Consider the following 18,825-nt stretch of genomic DNA (forward strand, 5'->3'; position numbering starts at 1 on the left):
AACTTTTTTACTTCCTTCAACTTCTAATGTAGCTATTGGGTTTGTAATCTTTTTTTCTATAACTTTCCACTCTTTTAAATTTGAAGTTTCATCAGTAGTTATTACTACATTGGGTTGAGTATTATTAGGTTTAAAAGTGACTTTACCTGTAGATGTCTTATCTGCTTTTATATAAGACCAATCTAGCTTTACAGGACCTGATGTTGATTGATCCGCACTTCCAGGCGTTCTAAACTCAATATTCCCAGTAAATCCACTTTTTACATCAAGTATCCCATTGTCTTTGTTTAATACAATTATAGATCCATTATTAGCCACTAACTCTTGTATAGAAAATGTACTATTATTCTTGCTAATATCTAGCTTACTATTTCCTGTTAATTCTAACTTTCCACTTAAACCTGTAAATTCTTTATCTGCATCTACTGTGATATTTGAATTTTCTAATTTTACATCCTTATATCCTTCAATAAAAGGTCCATTTGTATTTGTATAACCTTTAAAATCTATGTTTGTATTTGCTGTATTATATGTATTTTCAAACTTATTAACATTTACATTTCCAATAACAAATTCTACATTTGCATTTACCTTTCCAGTAGAACCACTAGCATTAACTCCCTGTTCTACTTTCACACCAGAATTTAATTGTATACTAACTCCAACATTAGATTCTCCTGTATCAGAACCTGCATAAATTGCCTTAAACTCAAATGGATTCTGAACAGATCCAGTAACAATCAAACTAGACTTTGCACCAGTTTTTTTTGTTCCTTGATGTGAACCACCATACACTGTTGGTTTTTCACGATTATTCATATTTCTCTTTACATTATTCATGTTAAGTTCATATCCATTTAGATATATCTTTGGAGTAGAAAGTTCTGTATTTTCTAATGTAACATTTGATTCTAACTGAATAGGTACTCTACTAGTAAGACAACTTTGTGATCCTATACCAGTAATTTTAATAGACTTCTTAAATGTAAATACTCCTGCATCTGAACTATTATCATCATTTTGAATAGTTACGGTATTTAATAATACTATTGTATCCCCTTCATTTGCTATACTATATGCTGTTTTAAAATCATTATATGGGTTATTCTCTGTCCCATTTCCTGAAGAGCTAGCTGCTGTTTTAACATATATTGTTTTTGATTTTTTACTTTCTATATCAGAACTAGAGACATTTTTCTTATTGTTTTCTGTTCCTATTTTTTTATTCTCATTTTCAGATGAATTTTTCATAACAACATTTGTATTTTCCTGTGCAAATACAGTGTATGATACTCCATTTAATATTGAACTTGTTCCAATTAAAGTTGCTAAACTTAAAATTATTATTTTATCTTTTTTCACATTTTCACTCCCTATCAAATATTTAAAATAAGATTTATCTACTATATTTAAAAATCTACATTTAAAACAAGTTAACTTATAAAATTCCCTTAAATAAAACCTAAGAATGTGATTTTTATATATAAAATTTATCATAAAAAGTTAAATTTTCTGATAAATTTTAATTAATATTTTTAAGATTTATTATAAATTATGTTACATGTGTTGTCCATCAATATTTGTTTCTTATATATAACCAACAAAAAGTAGACAATATAATAAAAACGATATTTATTTTTTAATTTCTACCTACTTTTGTCATCTACTTTTTTACCAAATATCATTGTTAATATGAATAAAGCTACTAAGGATAAAGGTAATACTATGAAAATACTTAATCCTAAACCAGCTGGAATATATCCAAATAATACAGCTACTAATCCTACAAATACTGCATACCATATTTGAGTTCTCACATGCTCTATATGATCGCATCCTGCACCTGTTGAAGAAAGTATTGTTGTATCAGAAATAGGTGAACAATGATCTCCGAAGATAGCACCTGTTAATACTGCCGATGTACTTATTACAATAAAATTCCACTCTGGATTTATTGCAAATGCTAGTGGAATTGCAAGTGGCATTAATATTCCCATTGTTCCATAAGCTGTACCTGTTGCAAAAGCTATTATTGAACCTAAAGTAAATATTATTGCTGGCAATAAAAATGCTGGTATTGAATCTGATAGTACTCCTACCAAATATGAAGCTGTTCCTAACTCTTTAATTACAGAACTTAAAGACCAAGCTAATATAAGAATTACTCCTGTTATTAAAAGTCCTTTCATTCCTTCAACCCAAATTCCTATTCCTTCTGAAATAGTAAATATTTTTTTGCAAACTCCTAATATAAGAGCCACTATAGTTGCTAATAAGGCTGATTGGAATAAAACCACTGAAGCATCTGCTTTTGAGAATGCTGCTTGTATTCCAGCGAAACTAAAAGGTGTATTATTAATAAGCTCCATTATGGCTAAATCTTCTCCACCCATTATAGTTATCCATCCACTATAATAAAATCCTACTAAAGATGATACTATTAAAACTCCAATTGGAATTATTGCATTCCAAATACTTAATTTAATTCCCTCTATAGGTTCTAAATCTTCACTATCTGACGAAATTTCTGTACTAGACAAAACTTCTCCTCTTCTAGCTCTTCTCTCAGCTTTAAGCATAGGTCCAAATTCTCTTAAAGTTAATGCTGATATTAAAACAAAAGCTAAAATTAATATATTATAAAATCTATATGGTATTGTTTCTAAAAATACTCCAAAACCATCTCTCTGTATTCCTACACTTTTTAAAGCATCTCCAATTAATCCAACCTCTAATCCTATCCAAGTTGATATTATAGCTAATCCTGCAATTGGAGCTGCTGTTGCATCTATAACAAAGGCTAATTTTTCTCTTGAAACACCTAATTTATCTGTAACTGGTCTCATTATTGGTCCTACAATCAATGAATTAGCATAATCATCAAAGAAAACTGCTAAACCTAAAAGCCAAGTTGTAATCTGTGCACTCTTAACTGTCTTAGCCTTTCTTGCTAAAGCCTCAGCTATAGCCTTTGCCCCTCCCATTTTAGCTACTAAATGAATTACTCCTCCAATAACTAAAACTTGAAGAATTATCCCCGCATTCCAAGGATCTGCTAAGGAATTTAAAGCTCTATAAGTAAAATCAATAAACCCTTGAGTTAAAGCTGTAAATATATTAAACCCATTTAGCTTAAGCATTATACATCCTGTAATTGTTCCTATAAATAAAGAAACTATAACGTTCTTAGTTAAAAAAGCTAATACAATTGAAACTAATGGTGGCAAAATTGTCCACATTCCAAATTTAACTGAATTTACCGCCGCAGCATCCTCAGCAGCAAAGACTAATGTTGAGCATAACATTGTCATAGCAAAAATCGTTAAAAAAACTTTAAATCTTGTTTTGTTTCTCATTATAAATCCCTCCTTAAATATCTAGTGAATTAATTTATAGAGGTATTTTCTTATTTTTTCTATTATAAAATTTATGAAAAAAGACCTTAGGCTTAATCAACCTAAGGTCTTAATACTTAATAAAATTACTTTTGCAAATAAAATTACTTTTGCAAATAAAATTACTTTTACAAATAAAATTTTATTTAATTCCTTAAGATGATAGCCCTCCACATTTTGTGACAGTGTTGTATATATTCTATACAACCCCAGCATTTAGCCTTAAAGTATTAGCTAAAAACTTCGGCGATAATCCCTTTCCTAAAACTTCTACGCTACTTAACTCCATTTTAGTAATCTTGATTCTCGCGCCTCTACCTCTTCTTAAATTATTCACTTTTAATTATTATATTATATACATTTATACAATATAAATTTATTCTTTTCAAGCATTTATTAACTTTATTAATCATTTATTAAAAAAAACCCGATTTTATTATAGAAATCAATAACCACAATCCAAAAATTCCCGATACAATAAAGCCTATTAATCCTAAAATAGGAACTCCTTGAAAAGTAGGTCCAGTTTTAGCATTAACTATTAATGAGGATCCTATTATCATACATCCAACGATTAAAGAGAATGCTATCCTATTTACCATTTTATTCAAATCCGTAAGTGGTTTATCTAAACCTTTCATTTCAAATTGTAGCTTAGCTCTTCCTTTAGTTAAACTATCCACAAGTTCTGAAAATTTAGTAGGAATTTCTATGCTTTTAGTAGCAAATTTATAAGCTTCAGTCATAAGTTTATCCTTGTTTAAATTTTTTAGTATCTCTTCTTTATTTCTTTCCTTTACATAAGGATATATACATTCCATAATTTCTAAATCTGGATCTATTTTAGCTATAACACCTTCTAATATAACTATTGATCTTACTAAAGTAACTAACTCCTTTGGAAACTGAATATTGTTTCGTTCTGCTATATCAAATATTTCTTTAAACAACTCTGATATTTTTATCGTCTTTAAGGATGCATTTATATATTTTGAAACTATATTTTTCAAATCATCATATAATACTGAATATTCAACTTTTCCTTTTTTTATACCTATAGCATTTACAAAATCAACTAAGGTATCAATATCACCTAAAACCATAGCAGTTATTGCCTTATTAAGCCAATTTCTTAAATTGGCTTCTAAATTTCCAACTAAACCAAAGTCTATAAAATAAATTTTTCCTTCCTTTACAAATAAATTTCCTGGATGAGGATCACCATGAAAAAATCCATCTTCAAATACTTGTTTAAAAAAGGAATTTGCTAATTTGTTTGATATATCTTCTAAATCATATCCTTCTTCTTCTAAAATATTAAAATCTGTTATTTTACAACCATTTATATATTCCATAGTAAGAATTTTTTTAGAAGTAATTCTATCAATAACTTTTGGTACACCAACACAAACTACATTTTTATTTAATTCTCTGAACTTTTCAGCATTTTTTGCTTCCTTTTCAAAATCAAGTTCACTTAATGTAGCACTTTCAATTTCCTTAAATGCTTCAACAGGATTAATTAATGTATTCGATATATGATTAGATGTTAATTTACTTAGTCTTCTTAATATACTTAGATCAAGTTTCATTTTTTCATCAATTTTATAATGTTGAACCTTAACTACTACATCTCTTCCATCTATTAATTTAGCTCTATGAACTTGTGCAATTGACGCTGAAGCTAATGGCGTTTCACTAAACTCTAAGAAATATGTATTTATATCAGTCCCAAAAGATTCATAAAATATTTCCTTTACCTTATCAAAATCTGTTATTTCATTATTATCTTGTAATTTTTCTAACTCTTCAATATAAGCTTTAGGAAGTAAATCTGGTCTTGTACTTAATATTTGTCCAATTTTAACAAAGGTTGCCCCTAACTCTTCTAAAGCCTTTCTAAAAGCTTTTGGTCTAGGTTCAATCTTTTTACTGTTAGGTACCTTTGATGAAATTAAAAAGTCAAAACCATAGTAAGTAAATACCCTAACTATCTCTTTTAATCTTTTTGCACTCTGTCCCTTACTCATAAATTCACCTCCTATAAGACAATAAAATCCTAAATTATAAAAACTCTACAAACCATTGAAAAGCTTAGTCTTCCTAGCTATTTACATAGCTATAAATTCTACCCTTCATATATCTTGTAGAGTTTTCTATTATTTTATAGACTAAATTTCTTCTTCATTTAATTTAGCTTCTAATACGGCTATTCTTTCTTTTAATTTATTTATTTCTTCTAAAGTCGCTTTGTTAGCTTCATCAAACATAGCTTTAAAATCTGCTTTTGTGAAAGGTTTCATATTGTCTAACTTAGTCATTATTTCACTAGTTGCTTGTGTAGTTTTTTCTTCCACATCTCTTTTTAACTCTTCTGATAAAACTTTGCCATCTTCAACAGTTATCTTTCCTTTAGAAACCATATCTTGTATAAAAGAATCTGTTTTTTCATAAGCATTAGCTGCCGTTCCAATTCCAGCTAATATAACTTTTTTTAATTCATTCATCATGAAATCATCTCCTAAACCATAATTTACTGTTTAAATTTTTATTATATTTTACTATTAATTTTTTCAAATTTAAAGTTTATTATTCTTAAAATAATATTAATTATAAAATTATCTATTTCTCATGAACTTTTCTATATCTTCTACAGACTTAATACATTCTTTTGTTAGAACTTCACAGCCATCTTTAGTAACCAAAACATCATCTTCTATTCTTATTCCAATAGATTCTTCTTCAATATATAATCCTGGCTCTACAGTATAAACCATTCCTTCTTCAAGAATGATGTTTCTCTTACCAACATCATGAGTATCAAGACCTAAACTATGTCCTATTGAGTGAAAATAATACTTTCTATAATCCTTTTTATCTTCTATAAGACCTAATCTTACACAAGCTTCAGCTAAAAGATTATTTGCTTTATTATTTAATTCATAGAATCCAACTCCTGGTCTTATAGAATTTATTATCTCTTCATTTACTTTTAAAACTTCTTCATAAACTTCTTTTTGTCTATTAGTAAACTTTCCATTAGCTGGGAATGTCCTTGAAATATCTCCATTATAATAATTTACTTGAGCTCCTAAATCAAAAAGAATTAAATCTCCATCTTTTATTTCACTGTTATTATCAACATAATGTAAAGTGGCCGCATTTACACCAGCAGCTGCTATAGTTTTAAAAGCATAGTCCTTAACTCCACTTTGTTTTAAATAAAAATCAAAATATGCTTCTAATTCATACTCCTTCATTCCAGGTTTACATTGCTTCATTAAAAGTTCTACGCCTTTAGCTGTTATATGAGCAGCTTTCTTTATTTCCTCTACTTCTTCTTTACATTTAATTTGTCTTAAAATAGCTATATCTCCATAAACATCTTTTATATTTACTTGAGGATATCTTTCTTTAATTTCCTTTGCAAAACTTTGACTTTTACTCATTTCTTCATCAAATGAAACTCTTTCTAAATCTAAATAAAGATTTTCTACAATTCCATTAGTAAAAATCATATTTAAATCACTTTTAAATTCTTCTAAATATTTTATATTCTCTATACCAGAAACTTCTCTAGCTTCATAATCTCTTATAGTTTTTCCAGTCCATCTTTCTTGCTCTAAATTTGGTTTTAGTATATAAAGAACTTCATCAACCACACCATTTATTTTCTTTATAAGTAGTATATGCTTTTCTTCATCTACTCCCGTTAAATAATAAAAATTTCTGTTTGGAGTAAATGGAAAATATTCATCTGCTGTTTTTCTTTTGGCTTCTCCTGCAAATAAAACTAATAATGAATTGTCTTCTAGCTTCTTTAATAAATTCTCTCTATTTTTAGTAAAAACTAAACTTTTCATCTTAATCCCTCCAATTCTTATTTATTAAATTTTACCATATATAAGATTTAAAATCTTATATATGGTACATCTTTATATATTTTTATATAAAAATACTCACTAGAAAATCTAGTGAGTATTTATCCTTATCTCATTCCAAAACTATTAAACTCTGTCTTTTTTACCTTCAAAAGCATTGATGTACATTTGCTTGATTTCACTTATTAATGGGTATCTTGGGTTAGCACCTGTACATTGGTCATCAAATGCATCTTCACTCATTTTTTCTAATGTAGCGTAGAATGCTTCTTTTGAAACTCCACAGTCAGCTATTGTTGCAGGGATTCCAACTGTTTTCTTAAGGTTATCTATAGCTTTAATTAAGTTATTAACTTTTTCTTCTTCGTTCTTTCCACCTAATCCTAAGTAGTCAGCTATTACTGCATATCTCCATTTAGCATTTGGATATTTATATTGTGGGAATGCAGCTTGTTTTCTTGGATTGTCAACAGCATTAAATCTTATTACATGGTCTATTAATATTCCGTTAGCAACTCCATGAGCTATATGGTGTTCTGATCCTAATTTGTGTGCCATTGAGTGACATACTCCTAAGAATGCGTTAGCGAATGCCATACCAGCCATTGTTGAGGCATGAGCCATTTTTTCTCTTGCTTTTACGTTTGTAGTGCCTTCAGCGTAAGCTTGTGGTAAGTATTTGAATATTAATCTTATAGCTTCTAAAGCTAATCCATTAGTATACTCTGATGCTAAAACTGAAACATAAGCTTCTAAAGCATGAGTTAATGCATCTATACCTGATGCAGCAGTTAATCCTTTTGGCATGTTCATCATAAGTTCAGCATCTATGATAGCCATATCTGGAGTTAATTCGTAATCTGCTAAAGGATATTTTACTCCTGATTCTTCATCAGTTATAACTGCGAATGGTGTTACTTCTGAACCAGTACCAGCTGATGTTGGAACTGAAATCATCATAGCTTTTTGACCCATAGTTGGGAATGGGTAAACTCTCTTTCTTATATCCATAAATCTCATTGCTAAATCTTCGAAAGCAACTTCTGGATGCTCATACATTACCCACATAATCTTAGCAGCGTCCATTGGTGAACCTCCACCAAGAGCTATGATTACATCTGGTTGATAGCTTCTCATTGCTTCAGCACCTTTCTTAGCACATGCTAAAGTTGGGTCTGGAGTAACTTCTGAGAATACTCTAAAATCTATACCTATTTCTTCTAAAACACTTGTTATTTTATCAACATATCCTAGACTAGCTAGTACGTTATCTGTTACTATAAATACTTTTTTCTTGTTTAAATCTTTTAATTCTCTAAGAGCAACTCCTAAAGCACCATATTTGAAGTAAACTTTTTCTGGAACTCTGAACCAAAGCATATTTTCTCTCCTTTCAGCTACACTCTTAACATTTATTAAGTGTTTAGGACCAACGTTTTCTGAAACTGAGTTTCCACCCCATGATCCACATCCTAATGTTAATGATGGTGCTAGTTTGAAGTTGTATATGTCTCCTATAGCTCCTTGAGTTGATGGCATGTTTATTATTGTTCTACCAGTTTTCATAGTTGCACCAAATTTTTGAACTCTATCTTGTGATTTTATTGTATCAGTGTATAAAACTGAAGTATGTCCGAATCCACCAAGTTCAACTAGTCTTTCAGCTTTAACTAAAGCTTCTTCAAAGTTAGCTACTCTATACATTCCTAATACTGGTGATAATTTTTCGTGTGAGAATGGTTCTTCTAATTCAACTGACTCAACTTCACCAATTAAAACTTTAGTATCTTTTGGAACTTTAACTCCTGCCATATCAGCTATTTTCCATGCTGATTGACCAACTATGTTAGCATTTAAGTTACCATTTATTAAAATTGTTTTTCTTACTTTATCTATTTCTTTATCTTTTAAGAAGTAAGCTCCTCTATCAGCGAACTCTTTTCTTACTTTATCATAGACTTCATCAACAACTAATACAGTTTGCTCTGATGCACAGATAACTCCGTTATCAAAAGTTTTTGATAATAATATTGAGTTTACAGCCATTTTTAAGTGAGCTGTCTCATCTATGATTGCTGGTGTATTACCTGCTCCAACCCCAATAGCTGGTTTTCCTGATGAATAAGCAGCTTTAACCATTCCTGGACCACCAGTAGCTAGTATGATATCAGCTTCTGCCATTAAAACTTGTGACATTTCAACTGATGGCTCATCTATCCATCCGATTATATCTTTTGGAGCTCCAGCTTTAACAGCTGCCTCTAAAACAACTCTAGCTGCCTCTATTGTTGAGTTTTTAGCTCTTGGATGTGGTGAAAAGAATACAGCGTTTCTAGTCTTTAATGATATTAAAGCTTTGAATATAGCTGTTGATGTTGGGTTTGTAGTAGGAACGATTGCTGCTACAACTCCTATTGGCTCAGCTATTTTAGTAATACCAAATGATTCATCTTTTTCTATAACTCCACAAGTTTTTTCATCTTTATATTTATTATATATATATTCTGCAGCAAAATGGTTTTTTATAACTTTATCTTCAACTATACCCATTCCTGATTCTTCAACTGCCATTTTTGCTAATCTAATTCTTTCATTATTAGCTGCTACTGCTGCTTGTCTAAATATTTCATCTACTTGCTCTTGAGAGAATTTTGAGAACTCTTTTTGAGCTGCTCTAACTTTCTCTAATCTAATCATTAATTCATCTACATTTGTTACTTTCATGATACCCACCTCATTATAGATTAGTTTCTTATTTTCATAATATATGTAAAAATTAATTAAAAGCATATAGTTAAGTTTTTAACTTTTATATTATTCCATTTAAGAACTTTTTTTCATATTTTTTTTATTTTTTAAACTTTTTAGCCTCTCTGCAAAGTTTTTACCAACCTTACGAGTTTATAATATCACCTTTCAAAACTAAATTCCAGACTTTTTTTTACATTTTTTACATTATATCTGAAAAAAATCGTTATTTTTTTAACTATTTTGTTATTTTTTTATCAACCTTAAATATCTATATTTTAGTTAAACGATTTCTGTAATATTTTGGTTCATTTCTGAATTACTTTCATATTTAAATTAAATCATCTTTTGTTCTTTTTATTTTATTAATATTATATTGCTATTTTTTTGATTATTTTATTCATTTAAAGTCCAAAAAACATACTTACTACTAATACAGCCATTATAATAGCCGTTATATCAGCCATTAAAGCTGCCCAAAATGTATGTCTTATTTTCTTTATTCCAACAGCTCCAAAATAAACAGTTATAGTATAAAATATTGTTTCTGTTCCTCCCATTATTACAGAAGAAATTAATCCTTCTCTTGTATCTGGACCTAACGTATTTATTAATTCTGTATATACTCCTAAAGCTCCACTCCCAGATAGAGGTTTAATTAGTACTAGTGGAACAATATCCTTTGGTAATCCTATTAAAGAAACTATTGGTTCTAAAAGATTATTTAAATAATTAAGTAAATTAGCATCTTTAAATATTCTTATGGCAATCATCATAGCTAATATAGAAGGAAATATCTTAACACATACCATTAGTCCTTCTTTTGCACCTTCTAAAAACCATTCATAAACTTTTCTTCCTTTAACCATTCCATAAACTACTATTAAAAGAAATATTATTGGAATTATGTTACTTGTAATCAAAAGTATCCCTCCTAAAAATATCTCTGCAATATTTTACAGCATATAATTCCTACAAAACATGCAGTAAATGTACATATAATAGCAGGAATTATTATACTAGCAGGTTCACTAGAGCCAGCAGCTGCTCTAATTGATATAACTGTAGATGGAATTAATTGAATACAAGCTGCATTTATTACCAAAAATAATGCCATGTCATTTGATGCTCTCCCATCCTTTTCTTTATTTATATTACTTAATTCAGTCATAGCCTTAATTCCAAGCGGAGTAGCTGCATTAGATAATCCAAACATATTAGCAGTTAAGTTCATAACTATTGCTCCCATAGCCTCATCACTATGAGAACTTTCCTTAAATATTTTTTTTAATATAGGATTTAATAATTTTGCAACCTTAGATGTTAACCCACTTTTTTCTGCTATTTTCATTACTCCACACCAAAAACACATAATACCAACTAAGGAAATTATAAATTTCACAGCACCTTCTGAAGATTCTGTTAAGCCAGTTGTAATCAACTCTCCCTGGCCTGTCATTATGCTAAAAATCAATCCTAAAGCTATAATTGCAAACCATATATAATTAATCATCTCTCCTCCTAAATTATAAGTAATTTCTGTATAATATATGCCTTGCATAGTTAGAATAGTAGTGTTACCATAAAACTATAAATAACGAATTTACTTCAAAGGAGAATTTTTCATATGAACGAAAAAAATTTAAAATTAGCTCAACAAGATATAGATGAAGTTTTAAAAACTGTGGAAGAACTTGAAGTTCAAATAGATGATTTAAGTAAAGATGATTTAAAGCAAAAATTCGTTACTCTAACAGAAAAAGTAAAAAAACTTGAAGATTTGTTAAAAGATGAAGGTATTATATAAAAAAGCTGAGTTTAGAAACTTCTAAACTCAGCTTTTTTAAATTGATTTTTCTTCCTCTATACTATCTTCTTTTTTAAACTCCTTAATTATAAAGAATCCAGTTATTATTGTAGATAAGAAATCTGAAACTGTACCAGCTAACCAAACTCCTGTTAACCCTAATCCTGCAATCTTAGGTAATACTAATGTTAGAGGAATTAAAAGTATAACCTGTCTTAATAAACTTAAGAATGTTGCTAACTTAGCTTTACCTATTGATTGGAAATAGTTAGATCCTATTATTGATATACCTATTATAGGCATCATAAATAAATATATTCTTAATCCTGGAACTCCTATTTCTAAAAGCTTAGGGTCTGAATTAAACATACTTATTACTAAGGCTGGGAATGTTTGAATTAATATTCCTCCTAAAACAAGTATTATTGTAGCTGCTATCATAGCTAATTTAACTGTTTTTTTAGCTCTTTCATACTTCTTAGCTCCATAATTATATCCAATTATAGGCTGTGAACCTTGGTTTATACCAAATATAGGCATTAAAAATATCATTGCTATTGAAGAAATTGCAGCCATAGCCCCTATGGCTAAGTCTCCTCCATACATCCTCAATGCATTGTTAGCTATTACTTGAACTACACTTGCAGCCATCTGCATTGAAAACGGAGCTACACCTATAGCTAAAACTATCTTAACTAATCTCCAATCTAATTTAAGAGTTTCAAATTTTAATTTTAAGTTTGATCCTCCCAATGTATAGTAATAAAGCATTATTGCTGTAGTAACTATTTGAGAAATTACTGTAGCTAAAGCTGCTCCTTTTATACCTAAGTTAAATACAAATATAAACACTGCATCTAATATTACATTTATAATACATCCAAGTACCATTACTGCAGCTGACATTTTTGGATTTCCATCAGCTCTAATTGTACTGTATAAAGAAAATGACATTAAATTAAATACAGTTCCTAAAAGTATTACATTTATATATTCCTTTGCATAAAAAATTGTAGCCTCACTTGCTCCAAATAAATTTAGAATACTGTTTGCAAAGACAATTCCAATAATAGTTAATACTAAAGATATTATAGTTATTAATACCACAGAGTTTCCTAATATTTTCTCTGCATCTTTTCTCTTATTTTGCCCAAATTTTATAGAGATGTTTGCAGTAGCCCCAATCCCTATAAGCATTCCAAACCCAAGTAATATAGACATAATTGGCATAGTTATCCCAACTCCAGTAATAGCCATTGGTCCAACGCCAGGAATATGCCCAATAAATATTCTATCAACAATATTATAAAGTGCATTTACAAGCATACCTATAATAGCTGGTACTGAATACTTGATCAAAAGCTTTAATTCTGATTCTTCCCCTAATAATTTTTGATCTTTCATAAGCCTCTCCTCCTTCAATCTATATTTCTTAAATATATACTAACTTTTCTATTATACATTAATTTTAATTTTTTAGTCAGTGAAATTTTTAAATTAAAAAACTATACAGAAAATCAAACTTTTTCTCTATAAATTTAACTATCTATACATTAATAAATCTGATTTTTAGTATAGTCTAAAAATCTTAAACTGTTACTCTCTTATTTTCAACCTCCAACTCATACCCTAATAAAGTTTAATTTTCCCATAAAAAAAGGTAACATAATTTAAACTTATGTTACCTAATTATTATACATTTTTATGCATTAATTACTTACAACTATCTCTTTCTATTAAATCATAATCTAATACAAAATGATCTTGATCTAGAGATTTATTATTTATTATTTTAATTAACATTCTCATAGCTATTGATCCCATATCATACATAGGTTGTGATACAGTAGTTAATTTTGGATAGAATACATGCGCTAAATCTATATCATTAAATCCTATAACGCTAACTTCTTCAGGAACTTTTATTCCCTTATCTCTTAAAGCATTTATAGCACCCATAGCTATTTCATCTGAAGCACAAATTATTCCGTCTATTTTTTGACCATTTTCAAACATTGCTAAAATAGCATCATATCCAGTCTTAACTTTTAAATTTTTAAAGTAAGTTAATTCTTCTTTCATCTCTATTCTAGCATCTTTTAATGCAGCTTGGTATCCTTTGTATCTTTTGCCCCAAGCATTATTTAAATCACCTTCTACACCTATGAAAGCGATATTTTTCATACCTTTATCAATTAAATGATTAGTAGCTTCATATGTAGCTTTTTCATTATCTATAGTTACACTTGGAAATTTACCATTTTTCTCATCATTTTCAACTAAAACTGTTTTTAAATCTAATTCATTTATTAAATTTAAAGTTTCTTCTCCTAATGATGAACTCATGTAAAGAACACCATCAACCATTTTTTCCTTAAGAACTCTTAAATATTCTTTTTCTTTTTCTAAATCTAAGTCTGAATTACATAACATTACATTATATTTATATATGTTAGCTACGTCCTCAGCACCTCTAACTATTTCAGGATATATTTGATTTGATATATCAGGCACTAATATACCTACAGTTCTTGTTCTATGTGTTTTTAAACTTCTTGCAACTATATTAGGTCTATATCCTAATTTTTTTATAGCTTCTAAAACTTTCTTCTTAGTTTCTTCGTTTACAACATCTATGTCATTTAATACTCTTGAAACTGTTGCTATTGATACTCCAGCTTCTCTAGCAACGTCTTTAATTGAAGCAGCCATCTAACTCAACTCCTATACTTTAACTTATTACCTATCTATTTATCAATACTTCAATATTATAATGATAACTTTACATTTATACAAGGAATTTATGTATATTTGTTCAATTTGATCAAATTCCTATTAACTTTTTTAACCGAAAAACGTTTTCTTATTAATAATTGTAATAAAATTCAAATATTAATTCAATGTAAAAATTATAAGATATTATAATTTTTATAAAATATTTGAATTATGTTGTATAATCAAATATATTATTACTTGTTCATATATTAACCATACTTTTAAAAATTTATAATAACAAAAAGAGAATTCTTAGGAGGAACTTTAATGTATAAAGATATAGATATAACAGAATCTATAAAATTAATAGATGAAAATAAAGATTTACTAATTTTAGATGTAAGAACTGAAGAAGAATATAAGGAAGATGGCTATATTAAAAATGCCAAATTAATTCCTTTAGGGAGATTATTATTTTCTTTAGATGAGCTTGATGGATATGAAGATTCACCAATACTTATTTACTGTAGAAGAGGATCTAGAAGTATGCAAGCTTGTGAAATTTTAGAGGATAATGGTTTTACAGAACTTTATAATATGATGGGAGGATTTTCAAAGTTAGTTAATGAAGGACCTAAAGAACTTTGGACTAAATAATTTTTTAAAAAAAGAGAGCAATTACTTGCTCTCTTTTTATTCTAATTAAACTCTTTTTGAAACAGCCATTTTTAATATTTCACCATTTACTTTAGCTTCTGAGTAATCAGCATCTCCGTTATAAACAATTTCTTCTGTTAAAGTTTCTTTCTTTATAACATCTTCAAACTTCTTGATTACATCTAAAAGCATATCATTTTCAGCTACGTAAAGAGTTATTTTATCAGCAACTTCAAATCCACTTTCTTTTCTCATGTTTTGAATTTTTGATATAATTTCTCTTAAATGACCTTCTTCTCTTAATTCATCAGTTATAGTAGTATCTAAAACAACACCAACTGACCCCTCTCCAGCAAATGCGAATCCTTCTAATCCTTGCATTGTTACAAGTAAGTTTTCAGCATTTAATTCTATTTCATTTCCATCTACAGTGATAACTTCTACTCCACCATTTTGGATTTTTTGAGCTAATTCCATTTGGTTTCTTGAAGCTATTTCTTTTCTTATAGCTGGTATTAACTTACCATAAGCTCTTCCTAAAACAGGTAAGTTAGGCTTAATTTCAAAGTTAACATATTTAGAAAGGTCAGCTCCTAACTCTACTTCCTTGATATTTAATTCATCCTTAATTATGTCTCCATAATATTCTGGAAGCTCTGAAGTTGAAAGAAGCATTTTTGAAAGTGGCTGTCTATTCTTGATGTTAGCACCATTTCTAGCACTTCTTCCAAGTTTAACTATCTTATAAGCTAAATCCATTTTTTCTTCTAACTTTTTATCTATAGCCTTTTCATCAACTTCTGGCCATGCTCCTAAGTGAATACTTTCTAAAGCATTTTCATCTAAGTTAACTACTAAGTTTTGATAGATTTCTTCTGTTATAAATGGTACAAACGGAGCTGCAACTTTACATAAAGTTACTAAAACTCTGTATAAAGTAGTGTATGCACCTATCTTGTCATCAGTTAATTCTTCTGACCAGTATCTAGCTCTATTTCTTCTTACATACCAGTTTGATAACTCATCAGTAAACTCTTCTATTTCTAAAGCAGCTTGAGTTATTCTATAGTTATTTAAATGATCATCTACATCCTTAACTAAAGTATTAAGTTTTGACATTATCCATTTGTCCATTACGTTATCTGATACGAAATCTTTATAGTCTAATGGATTGAAGTTGTCTAACTCTGCATATAAAACATAGAATGAGTAAACATTCCATAATGTGCTTAAGAATTTTCTTTGAGTTTCAGCAACATCTTCTATTGAGAATCTAGTTGGTAACCACGGAGCGCTTGCAGTATAGAAATGCCATCTTGTAGCATCAGCACCTTGTGAATCAAGTACTTCAAATGGATCAACTACATTACCCTTAGATTTTGACATCTTTAAGCCCTTCTTATCAAGAACGTGACCTAAAACTATACAGTTTTCAAATGGATTTCTATCAAAGATAGCAGTTGATATTGCTAATAATGTATAGAACCATCCTCTTGTTTGGTCAACAGCTTCTGATATAAATTGAGCTGGGTAGTTAGCTTCAAATAATTCTTTGTTCTCAAATGGATAGTGATGTTGAGCAAATGGCATTGATCCTGAATCAAACCAACAGTCTATAACCTCAGCTGTTCTCTTCATCTCTTTATTACAATGAGGACAATTTAAATGAACTTTATCAATATATGGTTTATGAAGTTCTATATCTTCTGGAACATTTATTCCTTTAGTTTTTAACTCTTCAATACTTCCTATACATTCTCTGTGTCCGCATTCACATTCCCATATTGGAAGTGGAGTTCCCCAGTATCTATCTCTTGAGATACCCCAATCTATAACATTCTCTAAGAACTTACCAAATCTACCATGCTTTATGTTATCTGGGTACCAATTTATTTTTTCATTGTTAGCTAAAAGTTTATCTCTTAAAGTTGTCATTGCAACAAACCAGCTTTCTTTTGGATAGTAAAGAAGTGGTGTGTCACATCTCCAACAATGTGGATATGAATGAGTATGCTTTTCAGCTTTAAATAATTTATTTTGTTCTTTTAAGTAATCAACAATTTGTTGGTCACATTTCTTAACGAATTTTCCAGCCCATGGAGTTACTTCTTCTACAAAATTACCACTTAAGTCAACTAAGTTTAAGAATGCTAATCCATTTTGTTTTCCTATTAAGTTATCATCCTCACCATAAGCAGGAGCTATATGAACTATACCAGTACCATCTGATAAAGTTACATAGTCACCATGAACAACTACGAAAGCTTTTCCTTCAGTTGGAGTTACAAATGGTAATAATTGCTCATACTCCATACCTAATAACTCTTCACCTTTGAATTCTCTAACTATTTCAAAGCCTTCTCCTAAAACCTTAGGTGCTAATTCTTTAGCTAAGATAAATATTTCATCTCCTTCAGCTTGCTTAGCTTCTACATAGTCATAAGCTTTATTTACGCATAAAGCAACGTTTGAAGGTAAAGTCCAAGGAGTTGTTGTCCAAGCTAAGAAGTACTTGTTATCTTCTCCTTTAACTTTGAACTTAGCTATAGCAGTTAAGTCCTTAACATCCTTGTATCCTTGTGAAACTTCGTGTGATGATAAACTTGTTCCACATCTTGGGCAGTAAGGCATTGTTTTATAACCTTTGTATAAAAGTTTTTTATCCCACATTTGTTTTAAAGCCCACCATACTGATTCTATGTATGGATTATGATAAGTAACATATGGATTCTCCATATCTACCCAATAACCTATTTGCTCAGTCATCTTTTCCCACATGCTAACATATGTGAATACACTATCTTTACATTCAGTTACGAATTTTTCAACACCGTAATCCTCTATTTGAGGTTTACCTGAAATTCCTAACTTCTTCTCTATTTCAAGCTCAACTGGAAGTCCATGAGTATCCCATCCAGCTTTTCTTATAACTTTATATCCCTTCATAACTTTGTATCTTGGGATTATATCTTTCATAACTCTTGTTAATACATGACCTACGTGTGGCTTACCATTAGCTGTTGGAGGTCCATCATAGAAAGTAAAGTATTCACCATCTTGATTCATATCAAAGTTTTTTTGTATTATGTTTTTTTCTTTCCAAAGGTTTGAAACTTCTTTTTCTACGCCTACAAAACCCTTAGGTAATTCAACTTTTTTATACATATTGAAACTCCTTTCCTTCTCTTGTTTAATATTTTAATTATTTACTTATAATTGATTATTTAGCCAAACTTAATTAAGTAAAATAAAAAAACTCCATCCTAAAAGGACGAAGTTATATTCGCTATACCACCTAAAGTTAAAACCTATCTATATAATTCAATTATAAATATTAAAATTTTACATTTTTGTGATAGGTAATTAAAAGCACATTTAATGCCCGCATCTTGTAACGTAGATATACGGGATAACTTAATAAGAATATATTCCTTTCAGTCTCCAACTCCCAGGTGATTTTCCTTAAATATACCTATAGTTTCACACCAACCAACTACTCTCTGAATAAGGTTCTATATAAGTACTTGCCCTGTTCATAGTCTTTAAAGAAATTATATAATAGCACTTTTAAAAAGTCAACGAAACAAATCCATATATTTGAAAGCTTTCATTAATTGTTTAA

The 18,825-nt window shown here is 29.2% G+C and carries 13 protein-coding genes, 1 riboswitch and 1 other annotated feature; of the genes, 2 read left to right on the top strand and 11 right to left on the bottom strand.

Going from position 1 to position 18,825, the window contains the following annotated elements; translation table 11 throughout:
* The 8 genes from Q1J60_RS04940 to Q1J60_RS04975 form a co-directional block, all read right to left on the bottom strand.
* A partial coding sequence (locus tag Q1J60_RS04940; RefSeq protein WP_300259184.1) for a hypothetical protein occupies positions 1-1,362 on the bottom strand: 1,362 nt, incomplete at its 3' end.
* Positions 1,363-1,646: 284 nt separating this feature from the next.
* Entirely contained in the window at positions 1,647-3,356 is a 1,710-nt protein-coding gene (locus Q1J60_RS04945) for a Na+/H+ antiporter NhaC family protein (protein ID WP_300259186.1), read from the bottom strand.
* Positions 3,357-3,550: 194 nt separating this feature from the next.
* Positions 3,551-3,720: riboswitch (Lysine riboswitch) on the bottom strand.
* A 91-nt stretch (positions 3,721-3,811) separates the two neighbouring features.
* Positions 3,812-5,425 (bottom strand): ABC1 kinase family protein, encoded by a 1,614-nt coding sequence (locus Q1J60_RS04950; RefSeq protein WP_300259188.1) that lies wholly within the window; start codon positions 5,423-5,425, stop codon positions 3,812-3,814.
* Positions 5,426-5,566: 141 nt separating this feature from the next.
* Positions 5,567-5,905 carry a phasin family protein gene (locus Q1J60_RS04955; protein WP_300259190.1) on the bottom strand — a complete coding sequence of 113 codons (339 nt, stop codon included), beginning with the start codon at positions 5,903-5,905 and terminating at the stop codon, positions 5,567-5,569.
* Between the two features lie 108 nt (positions 5,906-6,013).
* A complete protein-coding gene (locus Q1J60_RS04960; RefSeq protein WP_300259192.1) occupies positions 6,014-7,258 on the bottom strand; it encodes an aminopeptidase P family protein in 1,245 nt (414 codons plus the stop codon).
* A gap of 144 nt (positions 7,259-7,402) precedes the next feature.
* Positions 7,403-10,000, bottom strand: coding sequence for a bifunctional acetaldehyde-CoA/alcohol dehydrogenase (gene adhE / locus Q1J60_RS04965; protein ID WP_300259194.1), 2,598 nt, complete (start codon positions 9,998-10,000; stop codon positions 7,403-7,405).
* A 428-nt stretch (positions 10,001-10,428) separates the two neighbouring features.
* Positions 10,429-10,947, bottom strand: coding sequence for a spore maturation protein (locus Q1J60_RS04970; protein ID WP_300259196.1), 519 nt, complete (start codon positions 10,945-10,947; stop codon positions 10,429-10,431).
* A gap of 11 nt (positions 10,948-10,958) precedes the next feature.
* Positions 10,959-11,537 carry a nucleoside recognition domain-containing protein gene (locus Q1J60_RS04975; RefSeq protein ID WP_300259197.1) on the bottom strand — a complete coding sequence of 193 codons (579 nt, stop codon included), beginning with the start codon at positions 11,535-11,537 and terminating at the stop codon, positions 10,959-10,961.
* 114 nt (positions 11,538-11,651) lie between these two features.
* Between Q1J60_RS04975 and Q1J60_RS04980 the strand changes: the two genes are divergently transcribed.
* Complete coding sequence (locus Q1J60_RS04980) at positions 11,652-11,831, top strand: hypothetical protein (protein ID WP_300259199.1); 180 nt, start codon at positions 11,652-11,654, stop codon at positions 11,829-11,831.
* 36 nt (positions 11,832-11,867) lie between these two features.
* On the opposite strand, the gene Q1J60_RS04985 is transcribed toward Q1J60_RS04980, so the two are convergent.
* Positions 11,868-13,235 (bottom strand): MATE family efflux transporter, encoded by a 1,368-nt coding sequence (locus tag Q1J60_RS04985; protein ID WP_300259201.1) that lies wholly within the window; start codon positions 13,233-13,235, stop codon positions 11,868-11,870.
* Positions 13,236-13,544: 309 nt separating this feature from the next.
* A complete protein-coding gene (locus tag Q1J60_RS04990; protein WP_300259203.1) occupies positions 13,545-14,543 on the bottom strand; it encodes a LacI family DNA-binding transcriptional regulator in 999 nt (332 codons plus the stop codon).
* A 330-nt stretch (positions 14,544-14,873) separates the two neighbouring features.
* On the opposite strand from Q1J60_RS04990, the gene Q1J60_RS04995 reads away from it, so the two are divergent.
* Positions 14,874-15,203 (top strand): rhodanese-like domain-containing protein, encoded by a 330-nt coding sequence (locus Q1J60_RS04995; RefSeq protein WP_300259205.1) that lies wholly within the window; start codon positions 14,874-14,876, stop codon positions 15,201-15,203.
* A gap of 45 nt (positions 15,204-15,248) precedes the next feature.
* Here Q1J60_RS04995 and ileS read toward each other — a convergent pair whose 3' ends face one another.
* A complete protein-coding gene (gene ileS, locus Q1J60_RS05000; RefSeq protein WP_300259206.1) occupies positions 15,249-18,368 on the bottom strand; it encodes an isoleucine--tRNA ligase in 3,120 nt (1,039 codons plus the stop codon).
* Positions 18,369-18,467: 99 nt separating this feature from the next.
* Positions 18,468-18,749, bottom strand: a binding site (T-box leader).
* Between the last annotated feature and the right edge of the window lie 76 nt (positions 18,750-18,825).

Origin of the sequence: Clostridium sp. (genome assembly GCF_029258205.1) — a bacterium.
GTDB lineage: Bacteria > Bacillota > Clostridia > Clostridiales > Clostridiaceae > Sarcina.

Bases quoted from the DNA above. Each gene is read 5' to 3' on its own strand.
- Q1J60_RS04945 (WP_300259186.1), bottom strand. From the start codon at position 3,356: ATGAGAAACAAAACAAGATTTAAAGTTTTTTTAACGATTTTTGCTATG.
- Q1J60_RS04950 (WP_300259188.1), bottom strand. From the start codon at position 5,425: ATGAGTAAGGGACAGAGTGCAAAAAGATTAAAAGAGATAGTTAGGGTA.
- Q1J60_RS04955 (WP_300259190.1), bottom strand. From the start codon at position 5,905: ATGATGAATGAATTAAAAAAAGTTATATTAGCTGGAATTGGAACGGCA.
- Q1J60_RS04960 (WP_300259192.1), bottom strand. From the start codon at position 7,258: ATGAAAAGTTTAGTTTTTACTAAAAATAGAGAGAATTTATTAAAGAAG.
- adhE (WP_300259194.1), bottom strand. From the start codon at position 10,000: ATGAAAGTAACAAATGTAGATGAATTAATGATTAGATTAGAGAAAGTT.
- Q1J60_RS04975 (WP_300259197.1), bottom strand. From the start codon at position 11,537: ATGATTAATTATATATGGTTTGCAATTATAGCTTTAGGATTGATTTTT.
- Q1J60_RS04980 (WP_300259199.1), top strand. From the start codon at position 11,652: ATGAACGAAAAAAATTTAAAATTAGCTCAACAAGATATAGATGAAGTT.
- Q1J60_RS04985 (WP_300259201.1), bottom strand. From the start codon at position 13,235: ATGAAAGATCAAAAATTATTAGGGGAAGAATCAGAATTAAAGCTTTTG.
- Q1J60_RS04990 (WP_300259203.1), bottom strand. From the start codon at position 14,543: ATGGCTGCTTCAATTAAAGACGTTGCTAGAGAAGCTGGAGTATCAATA.
- Q1J60_RS04995 (WP_300259205.1), top strand. From the start codon at position 14,874: ATGTATAAAGATATAGATATAACAGAATCTATAAAATTAATAGATGAA.
- ileS (WP_300259206.1), bottom strand. From the start codon at position 18,368: ATGTATAAAAAAGTTGAATTACCTAAGGGTTTTGTAGGCGTAGAAAAA.